Source organism: Vibrio sp. DNB22_10_4, assembly GCF_052879755.1.
Genome location: NZ_JBNNXW010000001.1, coordinates 1,459,537 through 1,474,676, shown reverse-complemented (window position 1 = coordinate 1,474,676; position 15,140 = coordinate 1,459,537). Strand labels below are relative to the sequence as shown.

Sequence of the window (15,140 nt, the reverse complement as noted above, 5' to 3'; positions counted from 1 at the left end):
ACAAGATCGTTTGTTTACGTTAACAGCTTAATTTCCTCGGAGTTATTTACTTCAAGCTTAATCAATCTTGTTCTGTATAAAGCCAGGCACTAGAGCTCGTATAGAGTCAACATGCTCTAACTCGTGCCTATTCATCAACTGCAAGTTGAAGGCATGCGGCGGCAAAGAAGCATTAGGCGTGCAGTCTACGTGGAGGTCATTGAGCACGTAGCCAGCTAACGCTTCGTTGGTTGTAATGTTTCGCACGTATTGACCTTCCATACCAAGGTCAATAGCCAAGTCATTTCTATTCTCATGCATAGAGTGAGGCGCAACACTCAGGACAACGTCACGGTTCCAAAGAGCATCGTCCTTTATAGTCTTGTCGTATGAGCAGTCAGTTTGTTCAGCCTTAAGAATTCGACTAATTCTAAAGCACAGGAATTTATGTCTTTTACTGTCCCAAGCACGGATGTGCCACGCCCCAAGTCCTTTGAACAGAGAATGAGGAGTCAGTGTTCTCGTTTCAGTACTGGTTGAGGAGCTGTACAGGACAGAAATACAGTGCTTATTCAGGATCGCCCTTGTTACTTGGGAGACAATATCAATGGATAGTGAATCCAACACTGTTGCGAAGCTGCTCACACCATAAGTTGTTACTGGAATTGAGTTAAGCTCCTGACCCCATGCGATTAATCTCAGAGCTGCTTCTGGGTCATGCTCAAAAGCTGGACTAAACGATGCTGACCTCATATACGCACGCAAGCTTTCGTTAAAAACCGTGTTGTCGGGAAAACGTTCCTTGTAAGCATTAAAAGAACGGCTTGCTGTAGCAACGGCAATATCACCGTGCTGAATAAGGTCGGAGCGATTTACTTTCCCAAAGAAGCAGAGATAGAAATCAATAAGCCTTAGTCGTTTGGTTTGCGGAGATTCGACACAACGCACAATGATTACCCTTATCAAAATGAACTGTACTAATTTACTCTAACGAATCATTTGATTCCAGTGTAATATGACATCAGTTGATTTAGTAGCCAATGCTTGACACCATGTATTTGGTGTAAATTTATGGTCGTTGAGGATTTTAATGAACGTTTCTTCACTGAACACTCATCTATTCAGACCCATTGCCGGTGACAATGGCCTTCATATGCTTGCTTTGCTGGTGGAGCTTGATGCCTTTTTAGACCCAGCCCAACTAATTGATGAACCAACCCCATCGCAAGTACGGGGTTTCATCAGAGACTATATCGCTAACAACAATCTGCGAATTGAGATAGAGTCTGGTGAATCGAGTGAGTCCAAGTCTGCACCAGAGCAATACACTTATTCACGTTTGCGTGATACAGGGTGGCTAAGGGAAGAGCGAGAAAGTGGGTATCGTTATGTTGTATGGATGTCACAAGATGGACGTCGATTACTAAACTTTTTGCAATCGATGAGCGCTGAGCATCCCTCACTGGGGATTGTATGCTTGTCAGTGCGATCTAACTTAGCAGAGGTAGTTAAGGATCCTACTAGTGGTTCACTGATACGGAAAGCAGCTGACGATATGGAGAGTTTCTTGAATCGAATGCGTGCTTTGGTGGGGAATATTCGTGAAATTCATCATCAACTAAATCATGGAAGCTCACAAGTTAATGGCCGATTCGAGTTTTATTTTAACGAATATTTAGGTGAACTTTTTCTTCCAAATATTGAAAAATTAGCACTCAAAGGCAACCCTAAGCTTCATGGCAACAAGATTCTTAAACTGGCTAATATAATCCGTTTTGACTCTGATCTTCTCGAAGAATGTGTAAAAGCGTACAAGCGAAGTGATATTGCTAATTCATCTAAGGAGCTGGTGGAGAACGACCTTGACCGACTGAGTAAAGCTTTTGAAGGGATTGAGCCGTTGTTTGCCAAAACACAAGATTACGCTAGGCGTATCACTCGTAGGATTCATGAACAAATCAAGTATACGGTTCATACACCAAGTGACATCGGTCAACAAATTCAATTCTTGCTTGAGAAGATCGGACAAGATGATTCAGTAAATACACTTCCTAGCTTGTCTATTGGTGAAGAACTGATTTCTTGTAGCCGCTTTGCTAAACCGAAGTCTAAGTTAATCGAACCTTCAGAATCATCACGACGGCAACAAAAGCCGCTATGGGAAAAGCGAGCCTACAACCAGCTCAAACAGGAACATATAGACTTTCAGAAGTGTAACTTACAGCGTGTAGATAAGTACCTAGAAGATTCATTGAGAGGACGTACACAAGTCACGACTGATGAGCTGACGATTAACAGCCCAGATGAAATGATGGCTGCTCTTCACTTACGTTTACTTGCTCAAGGAGTACCCAAAACGCATGTATTGCACCCACTCCAAGAAAAATATCATGTGTCGTTTGATGATGGAGAAGCATGGACAACTTTAGAGGCTATGGCAGGACGACGTTTGATTATCCGCATTAAAAATATGGAGATGACATCATATGGCAAGTGAAATTATTCTTCGAGAACTTAAAGATATAGAGGTAAAAACCTCTGCCGATTACACCGAAAATCTGCGGAAAACTTCAGCTTATTTAATTCGGAATCAATGGGTTTGGAAAGAAAAGCGAGGTCACAAAGAGCACTTCAAACGGTGCGAAGATAACCAAACGTACTTCCATAAACTGTTCGATAGCTTAGATATGACATGGCACTTTGATCGTAATTTTGGCTATGCGGGAGTCCTTCCACGAGGTGTTGGTAAACGCCTCGATGTTACGACCACGATTTTCTTACTGATTTTACGCAAGATGTATGACACGGAAGCGTCGATGGGACGTACAGAGCTTGGGCGAGTAAAACCTCCTGCAACAGAACTTATAAACCAATATGAGTTAATAAAAGGGAGTCGTCCACAAGTTACAGAAACCTCTCATGCACTAGAAAACTTAAAACGGAAAGGTGTCATTGAGCTTGGGGAGAAGGATTTGGACACCAAGTTATTTGAAATAACGGTACTCCCTAACATCACGAGAGTAGTAAGTGCTACTTATTTGGGTCTCTTAGACGAGTTTATGGATAGCTTTTCTAGCGACGAATTAAAAGACGGCTCAGCAGAATGTGACGAAGCAGTGGAGGTATCTTATGACTAGTGACAAACAATCTATGAATTCACACAGACTGAGTAATATTATTCTTGCTCAATGGTACTTGTTTGAATTAGAAACCTTTGATGTTGCTCAAGCCGGTGCGACTTTATTCTCTGGTGATAATGGAGCAGGCAAAACTACTATCTTTGATGCTATACAATTTGTGCTTATGGGAGGAGACCAGAGGATCACTCGCTATAATGCAGCAGCAGACGGCAGAACATCAGAGCGTACAGCCCGAAGTTATGCGCTTGGTGAGTTTCAAGATAATGACTCAACTAGTTTGCTACGTGATAATGCCAACTCCTACATTTTCCTCAATTTTTATGATGAGTTAAAGCGTCCATATAGTTTTGGTCTCACCTTCTATGCCTGTAAGCAATCGCCTAGTGTTGAGAAAATACGTGGTCATATAATCAAAGGTTACCATGTAACTGAGTCTGACCTTTTGTCCGATGAAGGCAATTTTTTACCTTGGGTTGATTTCGTGGAACATATGAAGCGCACAGCCAAGGGACTAAATGGAGCGATGCGTTATGAAACGGTTGATGGGGCCCGTATTATTCGAGAGAAAATTGCAGAGCTAATGTCTCGCAATCAAACAAGAACAGGGAAGATAGAGTCCAACTTATTGGTCAAAACACTATCGAGCGCACTGCAACTCAAAATGGATAGCCCTATTGATGTGTTCATTCGCGACTTTATTTTACCTCCAATGCCTATTGAGACTGAGCAACTGCGTGAGGACCTTCTTGCTCATCAGCGTATTGAAGAAGAAATAAAACGCGCAAATAGCCATAAAGCTGAGCGAGCAGCGCTATTGGAAGAGTGTGAGAAGATTACCAATTTACGTATTGCTGCTCACCATGCTCAGTGGGTGTTTCAAGAAGCTAAGACATCACACCTTAATGAGGAATGTGATGCCAAAGAAGATGAAAATGAAAAACAGCAGCGTCGTTGGGAGAAAGCTAATAATACACTTGAGCTAGAAAAGCCTCGTTTACCATCGCTTAAGGAGCGTCATGAGAGTGCTGTGTTTGCATGGCAGAATTCAGATTCAGCCAATTTAAACAGAGAAGTGGCTGCTGCTGAAAGAGCTGTCCAATCATCCCTTAACAAAGTTATGACAGCCATAAAATCATTTCAAACTACTACTCTCGACATCAAATCATTTCAATTTCCCGACACATTCGATATACAAAGCTTTGAACTGTTTGCCACGCAATGGACCGAGTGCCTAAGTGATTTAGAGCAAATAAAGGTACATGAGTTATCAGCCTCTACGCCCGATAGTATTGTTTTGGTAGCGGATAAGCTCATAGCATTAAAACCAACACTGTCTAGTATTGGTAGCTTGGTTGAGAAGGCTGATAAGGATGTCAGCAAAACTGTAGAGAGATTAAAGACTCACGGAAGTTCTATTCAGCAACGCATTAAGCGTTTATCTAAGGGACTATCAGATATTAATCAATCAACAGCACTGACGATTGATTTGCTAAAAAGTGCTGGAATTTCAGTGACACCAGTATGTGATGTTTGTGAAATTAATGATAAAGAGTGGCAGCCAGCAATTGAGTCTTATTTAGGAGCTAACCGAGAAGCCTTACTTATTGCTCCTAATGACTTTGAACGAGCCCTTGAACTATATGAAGTCGCACAGTTGAAAGATGGAAGAATCAAACGTGCTCGTATTATCAACCCAGATCATGCATTAAAGCAAAGTAGACTTCCGTCAATAGGTATGGTTTCGACCTTGGTTGAGACCTCAGACTCTACCGCTCGTGGTTTTATGAATATTCTGCTAAATCGCACGCGCATTGCCAGAACACGTAGCGATTTACGAAGAGAGACGAAGGCGCTGATGGTTTCTGGTCTTGCAACGGGTAGCGGTACCGTTGGTGGAACGTCTCATATTGATGGGCTAATGATAGGTAAGAATGCTAAAACTGAGCAGAAAATAGCACTTGAGGCAGAGCTGCTCGAGGTGACACAGCGTTTAGTCAATTTAAATGCCCCTGCAATGATGTTAAGCAGACTAAACCAGCAATGGGCGAAACTTTTTTCAGCCCTCATGCAAGGAGCTGAGGATGCCCAGAATATCAATTCACAATATCGCATTGAATTAGACCGACTGGAGCAGGCTAAAGAGCAGTTGAAGCCTCTATCATCAGCAGATGAGCGATTAAAGTTAGCAAAAGAAGAAGCGGAAAAAGCGTGGAGTGATTGCAACAGCAATATTAGTCAAGCTGAAAAGGATAGAGAAAATGCATCTTTTGAAATGAATAAATTGGTTGTTGCTATTGAAGAGCTATCAACTACACGTGAAGAAGCGGAACAGTTGCGAACTCAAATTGAGCAGTCGGTCTTGCATGATACTACTAAAGCCGATCAACAATGGCAGAAGCTCGAGAAGCAATTTGAAAACCAAGAGGATTTGTACTCGTTGATCCAGAATGAAGCGAGTCTGCGAGCTCAAGATTTTCGTGAGAAAGAAATACGTGCACGCGGTGCATTGCGAGAAAAAACTATTGCCTTTACTAACTACTTCTCTGAGGACATTGCCAATCGACAAGAGCTGTTGGAGGCTGCAAGGCCAGATAACAGTAACGTTGAAGCCTACTTGTTTATTGAGGCAGATTGTCGAGATTGGATTGAACGTATTTTGTCCGTTCAACTTCTGCAACACCAGCAAGCTGCTCAGGCAGCAGCAGAACAAATGGAGCAGAATTTTAGAGGTATTATTGTCGGAGAGTTACAGAGTCGGTTTGAGCAGATGAAATTTACTTTTAATCAGCTTAACCGTTTACTCAAAGAAATTCCATTCCACGACAATATTTATAGCTTTCACTATAGCGTTGTAGAATCAGAAAGTTTAAATAAAGTATATGACTACATCACCACAGCAGATCGTGAAGAAACTGAGCTCGTAGGGACTATGTTTGATTTACCTTCTGAGCATGAAGCCATTGGGTTGCTAAAAAGTGCACTTATAAATGGGGATGATCTTATTACCGAGATAAGAGATTATCGAAATTTCTTTACTTATGACATGAAAATGAAAAACAAAGAAACAGGTGAGGAAAATCGCATAAGTAAGATGCAAGGTACGGGGTCAGGTGGTGAGCAACAAACTCCAGCATATATAGCGCTGGCTGCTAGCTTTATGAATGTCTACAAGATAGGTAGTGAATCAGGGCAAGGGGCATCGTTAGTTTTACTTGATGAGGCATTCAATAATATGGATGCTGGCAATGCGAGCGCCGCTGTAGCATTTCTCAAAGAGATCGGTTTACAGCTATTAATAGCAGCTCCCCCTGAGGTTACGTTAAAGATAGGCAAAGAGATGGATCAGATCTATACAATTTGTCGTGAGGGAAGAGATGTTGCAATCGATCATACTAAGATTTTTGAGCGTGGTCAGGAACTTATTGATCAACGTAATCCAGTATACCACCCAGAATTGATTACTGAGAGAGTCGCTGAATTGAAATCAAAGGCTACATCCGATGTTTGATATGAGTCAAAACCTAGAGAGGCTGCTGACACAGTTGAGCAAGAAGATTGACCTCTCAGAAGAGGTCAAATCTGGGGTCACTATACGTATAACCGATCGTGCGTATAAGTGGTACTTTGCTCTAAGCGACACTACCAAAGATGCCTTACATCGAGAGATGGAGAATCTTGGGTTTGTTCGCCTCCGGTACCGAAAAAAGGTGATGCTCGGAGCATTTAAGCATATTGAATCCATTCATGTGGTTGATGGTGGCGTTTTGCTTGATAGTTTAGGTATTACGCCAAGAATGAAGCTTATATGTGATTTGAGCACTCAACTTGAAAGTGTATCTTTCCAAGTGTCATGGTGGGAAGAAACGCGTGACGAAATTATTATTGCGTGGTCGCAGAGCAAAACTTTTCATGGCATCAAACCTGCACAAATTGAGCTGATTTTGGACGCTATGAAGTTGGTCGAGATCATTTCATCATCGGTTTCTGTGTCTCTACCAGATATGCGAACTCTAAGTGTTAAACTCTATTACGATTCAAAGCGGTTGGAGAATAAAACGCTTGTTAATCTTGTTTATAAGTTGATGTCGCCGCATTTAGAACCTGACGTTGCTGAGATGATTGAAACTGGAGAGGAGTTGCTAGAGCACTGTGGTATTTGTAAGTACCCGGTCCCGATGCGCTTTAAAGCGAAAGGAACATTGATCTGCCAAGGCAGAATTGATTTATCAGCTTTGCAATACGGTATTGGTGTTTCACCGGATGAGGTTTTGGGAGTTGAGTGGGTACAGGATGTACCTTATGTTCTTTTTATTGAAAATAGAACTAGCTTTGAACGATATGTCCGAGAAATTGATGATGAAGGGCTTGTCATTTATACCGCAGGATTCCCTCCTAGCGCATGGATGAGAGCCATTAACCTCCTGGTGAAGAATCTCATAAACCATGTGCCACTGTATCATTGGGGAGATCGTGATGTCGGAGGGTATAGAATCTTAGCGTTTTTGACCAAGTGGCTTAATGCTGACATCACCCCATATTTGATGGGTCTTGACTTGGAAATAGGTCTCAAACTTGATGAAGCCAAAACTACAAGACCTGTCTCTGAACTTATTCTCGCTTTGGAGTCTGCTAGAGATTACCCTTCCATATCAGTGCTTTATGACAAGCTTGTAGCATTGAATCAAAGTGAACTGACTTGGATAGAGCAAGAGCAAATCCCTCCGAGGAGCCCAGTTACTTTATTGCGATAATCTCTATTTGTTTATGGTCTCTGATTACTTTGCCGATTGACTTTTGAGTTTGGCTGCTTGAGCGGCAAGCTTTCATTTATCAATCGTCTTCTTTGAAGAGATCCTCAATGTCATCCCAATCCGGTAAGGAATGAGTCTTGGGTGTTACTGAAAACTGTAAACCAACTGAATCGAGTAGTCGCTCAAAAATGTCGAACGACCCTGTAAATCGACCATTTTCAATTTCTGAAATGGTGGTTTTGTTAATGCGCGTAATTTTTGCAAGTTGAAGTTGGGTTAATCTCTTGGCTTTTCTGCTCTGTTTTACTTGCTTGCCAATCTCGTAACGTGTACTCATATTCAACTCCAACTGTTAGCTATATAGCTAACTTATCCTCTTTAACGTAAATGTTAGCCATATAAGGTAAAAGATATTTGATTAACTAATGATTATGGTTGTATCGCTGCTTTCTTGGTATCTCAGAAGGTAGGGTTTCGTATAGCCAATCTTGTTCATGACGATAAAGCCACATGTACGCGCCATTAAGAGCGAGTTTAATTTCATTTCGTGTAGTGTTCGGATGATGAGCTAAGTAATCGAGTATCTCTGTACAACGTAAATTTCTTGTTTCGGCAAACCAGATCTTCTTGCGAATATCTTTTAACTCTGGATACTTGGAAAGCACTTTTTCTATTGCTCCCACTGAAAGACCAAAATCCGCCGCGATGCTTTGTGTTTTATCGCCCTTGCGGAGTCGATCAAGTATTTGTTCTTCTGCATCCTTAAAGAGCTTCGATGGCCTGGTGTCCACTTTGATATTTTGCTGCGCAGCTTTTATTTTCAATGTGCTTACAGTTGTTCCAAATGACGCAGCTACTGCTCGCATACTCGAGCCGGACTTAAGTTCTGCAAGCGCCAACTTCCAGTTAATCGTCGCTGGAACGCGCGGGTCTGGAATCTCAATGTTTTTAGGGGGAAGCACTTCATTATTTGCTTCAAGACAGTCTAAGAAGTTTGACCAGCTGTCGAAAAGAGCATAAATGAGCAATAAGTGTTTGAGCGGTTGATGAACCCCATCAATGTTGTAGAACAAGCACTCAGGGTACTGATGCTTTTCAATTTGTGATTTAAAGTAAGCTTCTATCTTTTCGTTTATGTGAATAGCTTTCAAGTTGTTGATAAGTAGGCAGCGTAACAATCTTTGTTTTATGCGGCTGTGCGCCGTTAATAGACCATGGGCGTCGAGTTGCTTTTGGTAGCAGTTATGAATTGTAGATAAGTCGATATTTGTTGGGCAGTAATTGAGCTCATTCTGAATTAGTTTGCTAAATCCGATTTCGTCGGTGCTATTTACTAATTCGACCGGCTTGTGAATGGCAGGCAGCACAATTCGCTTAGAGCTATGCGGCTGTTTGTGAAGATAGCATTTATGAATTGGGCACACACTTAGACCGGCAAGCTGATGAGTTACATGCCAGTATGGAGTGCCGTATTTTTCGATGTCGTACGCAACACAAAGCGGGCAGCTGATGAGTGGTTGTTTAGAAGGTAATCGGCTTGCAACTTTACCAATCCGCGATTGCAATGAAGCGGTGTGTCCAGTGATGAGAGAGTTTAGCAATACGCATCTGGCGTCTTCAGAGCAAAATGGTTTGTAATATTGAAATGTCGTCATTTCATTCACGATGACGAGCTCTGGTAGCCCAATTAATCGAGACAAGCCGGGAACGTACGATGGGAACTCATTTGCTGGACGTGACGCATTCACATTAACTAATGACAGTGTATCTTTTGTGAAGCTGTTATGAGCGGCTCTCAGATGAAGTCGACACAAGAAACTATAAGCAGTTTCATCGGGTAAACGATTAGGTATTAGGTTGGCTTCCATACGTTAACCATTTATATATCTAGCTCTGCTCGCATCCAATACGCCACTGAGAGCCAGTACACAGGATTCCTCTGACCGCTTGGTGGATTTGGGTTCGAGAACATTGAACGCAGAATATTAGTGTTTCCTCGCTTGGTTGGTCGTGTGTAATCTCTGTACAAGTGACGCAGTAGTACTGGACCGAGGTCTGATTCAAACTCAGGATTTAGATTGTTGCAAATCACCGCTTTTGCAGCGCGATTCTTGATATCCAATCCAAGTAATGTAGTAATTCTCAATTTGAGTGAGGATACAAAGTCCGGTTGGTCTATGCTCATCGCGTGTACTTTTTGAAAAAATTGCTGCCATTGCTCAATATCATGCTCTACTTTGGTCACTAAGCTCTTCCAGGTGCCTACATCGTGAGGGAGTGTACCGTTATATAAGTTCTTGACCGGGTCTTCTGCTCGTTGAAGCAACGAATCGTGCTTGTAACAGCGCACTATGCTTGGCAATTGATGAGGTGCATGCCAGTATGTGGTGCCATGAGCTTCTAGATCTTCTGTTCTGCAAATTGGACAGCTGTGCCAACTAGTGTCAAACCCGAATAGTAGTTGTTCGTTCATGTGCGCCAGTTTGCTCCATTCTCGAAATAGGTCATCAAATCGTTCTCCCACAGAAAGTTGCCAAATGTTCGCATTTGTGTGTTTGTGGAAATCTGTAACGCCGGTAACAGCGAGCAACTGAGTCAATGGTTGCATGCTTGCACGAAAGACAGTGTTCGCATGTAAAAAACGTTCATCAATACCGAGATTGTATTGATAGTACTTGAGGCTGCTGCAACCAGAGCGTTGATACATACGCAAATGCCAACTGTAGATATGCTCGGTTTCTAGAGGCTTGGTGAGCAGGCTCATCATTGCGGCACCACCTCATAACCGTGCTCGTCTATGCCAAACTCGCTCGGAGCAATCTCAGATTCTTTTTCTAAACGCTTTACAGTGCGCTCTTCTTTTTGCGTTAGCTTATAATCTGGTAGATATTGCTCAATTTGATCTAGTACTGCTTTAGCTGCTGATCCTTTTAGCTTTTGTTGATCAGCTATTTTGAGAACATTTTTGACGAGCTTCTGAATATCTTTAGCAAGAGTGAAGCCTCCGACAAACAGATCGTCAAATGCATCTAACTTTCCATGACGCAGCGCAACAAGAGCCGGCTTCATAATAGAGAACTTACTATCAAACACACGGGTTAACACTTGTTGGGAAAAGCAAGGGATGCCTTGGCGAAGGCAGTATTTATTTGCTTGTTCAATCAAGAAAAACAGACAGTGTGGAATGCCTTGGGTTAGTTGGTATATCTGTTTTTCTAGAACTGGGGTGAGTTCACAAAATTCTGGAGTTAACTGATAACTCCATGCATATTGCAATAGCATCTTCCAGTCTTTATCGGTCGCTTTGAAGTTATTCCAATCGTGCGGGATCCCCAGTCGACGCCCGTTAGTAAATTCCTTTTCGGCTAGACGATTCGCTTTGCTTGTCCCAATTTTAACTGTCGGTACACGGGCATCTTGAGTCAACCCGTCAAAAAGTGTGAAAATTAGTTTTCGCTCATTGGGAGCTGAAAAACAGATGTTATGTATTTCATCGAAGATGATGACGCCAATCAGAAGAGTTGTGCAAAGCGTAATAATCTTCTGAATAGTATCTTTTCGATTCAGCGGTTTATACTGATCTTCGTAGTTGGTACTTAAAACCTTGTCGATGTTTCTCGCGATAAGCGAACAGATGGTTTTTGCATCTGCTTCACCGGGAATATTGATCTTTATGTAAACGATTTGAAGTGTTTCTTGATCCATTGGACCGGTTTCAAGGTGAACGAGTACTGGAGGAATAGTCGTCAGGATTGATTCAAGTGCGGTTGTCTTACCAACGCCGCTATAGCCAGTAAGTTTTATTGACGGCGCAGTAGTTCTTGCTCTTATAAAAGTTTCGGTAGCAACTTGGTTTTGCCACTTGATGGTATCAGGATCTAACGGGTTTCTTTCTTTGTATCCTTCCTTCAAGATATTTAAAAAGTCGCAATAAAGATCATAATATAGAGAGGTCGGCATGACAGAGCTCATGATATTCGCAGCTTTGTTCTCCAATGTTTCCACGTCGAGATTTTTGAAATTGTCTGGTACAACAGCCGGTAGAACCAGTGAATCCCAAAAATCGTTGATGTTCATTCTAGCAGGTAAACACTCAATAAAAGGATTACCCTCAAAATCTGAATTTAATGAAGTAGTGTACACAGCAATTTTAAACTCACTCACTATTGATTCCTTCTGTTTAGTTGTGAAGCCATTTTTTCTGCAAAAATATCTGAAATATCCGGTTCATTACTTTCCTGTGATGAACACTCTTTCTTTGATGAAGGTGTATCACTAACCTTCGGCTCGAATACCTCTTCCGTCGACGGTGATATTTCTTTCGTCATGTTTTCAAATAGAGCTTTGGAAGCAGCAATTTCTGCGTTTAATCCAGCTTCTTTGTTTAAGCTAAGGTCTTGAGTGTTAGCTTCGTTGATTGTTATCTCAGCTTGCTGATGTTTCGCTGTAGAGACTGCATTCTTTGCACTAACGCGAGTCGCGCTTTGTTTTTCTGCATATTGCTCCGCCAGGGCTTGCATCTCTATAGCTTCCTCTTTTTTTGCACTAGATATCTGTTCATCGCTCATATGTTCGTAGAGTCTGTCGCTCTCGTCAAAATAAGCTGGCTGAAGCCCATCAGAAGTTTCGATGTATATTTTGCTCATTGAGTAGCGCATAAAGCGACAAGAAAGGCGGGGTCTCTTACCAATATTTTTTTCTTGCAGCCCATTATTTAAAGTCCAACCGCAGGTATATCGTAGTCCACGACCCGAGCTGCCGCTGTCGCTCTTTTTAATGTACTTACCTGGCAAAAAGACATGACTCGGATGAACTGTTACTTCTCCAACTTCTAATAGTTCTAGAAAGAGTTGTCGCTCATCAACTTCTCTTAGGAACCCCCCGCGATTACGAAGCCCCCAATTAAATTTTTCCATAGGGATTTTTCGTACACCATCACGTCTCATTTCTTTGCTAATCGGCAGAGTTTCTAATGGATAGTGATTGTTATATCGAGTGATAAAATCAATCAATATCTGATACAACTCGCGTATATTTAATAGTGCATCTTTTCGAACTTTTCTTTTCAAGTGTTCTGCAATTTTCGTTTTTGAAACGCCGGGAACCACCCCAAACAGAAAGTCTTCGAGTGTCTTGTGTTTGCGCTCTACAAGTCCTTTTTGTTGTGAGTTACCTTCTGTGTTATATATCTGCTCAATATGAGCATCTTTGCTAAATGAGCGCTCCAGCTCTGCTCTAAATTCTGCATTGTCGACCATGATCATTCGGCATTTTCCTTCGATATCCCACGGTTCATTAAGCTTTACGCCAATTTCTTCACAAAACTTTTGCTTATTTCGGAATGCAGTAAAAAGTACCTCTCGGGCAGTGTGTGCTGAAGCCTTCTGAAAGGTTATCAATAAGCCCACCCAAGCTCTGGAAAATGTGTCAACGACAGTGTAACAAGTTGGGCGTCCTACACGACGTTGTCGCAGAGGATCAAACTCATCGACCAATTCGATTGATAGCGGCGTTTCATCAATTTGGTAAACGTGGCCAGGACCTTGAGCATAAAAATTGTCGAAAGTACCTTTCAACCCTTTTTTGTCTTTGTTAAAGCTGTCGGTTTTGCCTTGTTTTGCAATCACCGTTTCGCGATTTTCGCGAAGAAAATCGGCGAGATAAGCTTTAAATTGAAATTCAGAAAGTCGAAGCTCGGGGGAATAGTGCTTATAACTAACAATCTCCCCAGTCTCATGGTCAACAACCGGATCGCTTGCATACTTGTCTTTGTATTCACTATATGCTTCTTCATACGTTTTTGGGTTTGCACACATAATGTGTGTGCGAGCAATAGCTTGAATATGTTTTTCATCACGTTCTGTTCGCATTCGACCCACTGACCCATCGTTTCGACGTGGCCCTGTCTTTTTTGTATAGACCTTATTTTGTGATTGTCCTGAGCCGGGCTTTCTCAGAAAAGCGTTAGGAATTGAGCCTACGCTTAAATAGGTGTACACCCATTTGTATAGTTGCGTTCGGTGCAATTTAATTCCGGCTTCTTGCGCCGCCTCAAAGCACTTTTGAATCAATCGTTTCCCATAACTTCTGGAAACTAAGAATGTTTCTAACTGTTGAATGATCGGACGGATCACAGCAAGTTTTTGATCTCGCTTGATGCGTTGATTTTCTGGAATGTATTGATCGGACAAGAGCATGTAATCAGGGAGCTTTAACTCCGCGCAAGCAATACGTTGGTCCTTCAATGCTTCAGTGATTTCAGAGAATGAAAACCAGTCTGGCTTGTTCTTTGTTTTTAGGTTCATTGCAAACAATCGATTAGTTGTTGCATCAATAAACACAACGATGTGAGCCGCAGAAATAGGCGAATTCTCACCGTGTACTGGTGTGATGATATCGTTAAGCTGAATAAAATCCTTAGTCATGAAAAGCGACCTTGATTTTTAAGTCTTCAACAGATTTTTCGTATTGGATTAGTTGGTTACTTAGGTCCATTAGGATTTTTCGATGCCAAACACAGTGCTGAAAAATTTGAATTGAATCACAAAAAGTCACACCAATGCGCTCAGCAACGCGCTCTAGGAATTCATGGAGTCGATCGGTTTGTTGCTGTTCGAGCTCCTTTGCAAAGTGTTTTAACCAGATTGGAATAAGACATTGGTAATGAGCCTCTAGTGTGTACGCAGAAAACAACTGCTCGAGATTTTGCGTAAAGATATTTTTGAGTTCACTACTTCTGATCAAATGCCATGAGACACCCTGTGATTCCCAAAACGCTTTTTCAATTTTTAGTTTGTTGTCTTCGTTTTGGCGTTGTGTTTCTGTTTTTGCTAAGTAGGTATCCTCATCTTTGATGGCATACACGACTTTTTTTCCACTGATTGTGACGCAGTAAAAATCGCTCGTCATTACAATAGGCACATTGCTTGAGAATGGGTATGTGGGGTAACGAACACCTAACTTTTTGGCAATCGCCGTTGCACGCTCAACAGATAAGAGTGGGTACTGCTCAAAAATTAGAGCGTAATTCATACTAAAACGCAGCCGATAGAAAAAGTGGCGCTCGTTTGTCGACAGCAAATCCCGGTCTTGCCCAGGCTCCGCGATATCAGGAGTTCGAGACTTGCTACCAAGGGACTTGATGTCTTGAGTTTTGATAAAAGAGACGTAATGCGAGCTTCGTTCGTTCTCGCGTTTCCAGCTATCTATCCACTTGTCGCGAATGGTGTGTGTGATTTTTTGTCTACGTTTCATTTTTCTCCGTATCCAA

The 15,140-nt window shown here is 41.9% G+C and carries 11 protein-coding genes; 4 read left to right on the top strand and 7 right to left on the bottom strand.

Going from position 1 to position 15,140, the window contains the following annotated elements:
- Positions 1-57 precede the first annotated feature (57 nt).
- Positions 58-927, bottom strand: coding sequence for a WYL domain-containing protein (locus ACVA6Q_RS06305; protein WP_025554759.1), 870 nt, complete (start codon positions 925-927; stop codon positions 58-60).
- A 142-nt stretch (positions 928-1,069) separates the two neighbouring features.
- On the opposite strand from ACVA6Q_RS06305, the gene ACVA6Q_RS06300 reads away from it, so the two are divergent.
- The 4 genes from ACVA6Q_RS06300 to ACVA6Q_RS06285 are packed head-to-tail and all read left to right on the top strand — an operon-like array spanning position 1,070 to position 7,870.
- Positions 1,070-2,476: a Wadjet anti-phage system protein JetA family protein gene (locus tag ACVA6Q_RS06300; RefSeq protein WP_446646909.1), complete on the top strand. Its 1,407-nt coding sequence runs from the start codon at positions 1,070-1,072 to the stop codon at positions 2,474-2,476.
- Complete coding sequence (locus ACVA6Q_RS06295) at positions 2,466-3,116, top strand: DUF4194 domain-containing protein (RefSeq protein ID WP_446646908.1); 651 nt, start codon at positions 2,466-2,468, stop codon at positions 3,114-3,116. The genes ACVA6Q_RS06300 and ACVA6Q_RS06295 overlap by 11 nt, the downstream gene beginning before the upstream one ends.
- Positions 3,109-6,627 (top strand): SbcC/MukB-like Walker B domain-containing protein, encoded by a 3,519-nt coding sequence (locus ACVA6Q_RS06290; protein ID WP_446646907.1) that lies wholly within the window; start codon positions 3,109-3,111, stop codon positions 6,625-6,627. Before ACVA6Q_RS06295 ends, ACVA6Q_RS06290 begins: the two co-directional genes overlap by 8 nt.
- Positions 6,620-7,870: a Wadjet anti-phage system protein JetD domain-containing protein gene (locus tag ACVA6Q_RS06285; RefSeq protein WP_446556015.1), complete on the top strand. Its 1,251-nt coding sequence runs from the start codon at positions 6,620-6,622 to the stop codon at positions 7,868-7,870. Before ACVA6Q_RS06290 ends, ACVA6Q_RS06285 begins: the two co-directional genes overlap by 8 nt.
- Before the next feature lie 79 nt (positions 7,871-7,949).
- Here ACVA6Q_RS06285 and ACVA6Q_RS06280 read toward each other — a convergent pair whose 3' ends face one another.
- The 6 genes from ACVA6Q_RS06280 to ACVA6Q_RS06255 form a co-directional block, all read right to left on the bottom strand.
- Positions 7,950-8,207 carry a helix-turn-helix transcriptional regulator gene (locus ACVA6Q_RS06280; RefSeq protein ID WP_025554768.1) on the bottom strand — a complete coding sequence of 86 codons (258 nt, stop codon included), beginning with the start codon at positions 8,205-8,207 and terminating at the stop codon, positions 7,950-7,952.
- A gap of 85 nt (positions 8,208-8,292) precedes the next feature.
- Positions 8,293-9,738 (bottom strand): TnsD family Tn7-like transposition protein, encoded by a 1,446-nt coding sequence (locus ACVA6Q_RS06275; protein WP_446646906.1) that lies wholly within the window; start codon positions 9,736-9,738, stop codon positions 8,293-8,295.
- An 11-nt stretch (positions 9,739-9,749) separates the two neighbouring features.
- The gene (locus ACVA6Q_RS06270; RefSeq protein ID WP_446556017.1) at positions 9,750-10,637 is read right to left on the bottom strand and encodes a TniQ family protein; all 888 of its coding nucleotides are present in this window, start codon (positions 10,635-10,637) and stop codon (positions 9,750-9,752) included.
- A complete protein-coding gene (locus ACVA6Q_RS06265) occupies positions 10,634-12,034 on the bottom strand; it encodes an ATP-binding protein (protein ID WP_446646905.1) in 1,401 nt (466 codons plus the stop codon). The genes ACVA6Q_RS06270 and ACVA6Q_RS06265 overlap by 4 nt, the downstream gene beginning before the upstream one ends.
- Positions 12,034-14,295, bottom strand: coding sequence for a transposase (locus ACVA6Q_RS06260; RefSeq protein WP_446646904.1), 2,262 nt, complete (start codon positions 14,293-14,295; stop codon positions 12,034-12,036). The genes ACVA6Q_RS06265 and ACVA6Q_RS06260 overlap by 1 nt, the downstream gene beginning before the upstream one ends.
- Complete coding sequence (locus ACVA6Q_RS06255; protein WP_446646903.1) at positions 14,288-15,124, bottom strand: TnsA endonuclease N-terminal domain-containing protein; 837 nt, start codon at positions 15,122-15,124, stop codon at positions 14,288-14,290. Before ACVA6Q_RS06255 ends, ACVA6Q_RS06260 begins: the two co-directional genes overlap by 8 nt.
- Between the last annotated feature and the right edge of the window lie 16 nt (positions 15,125-15,140).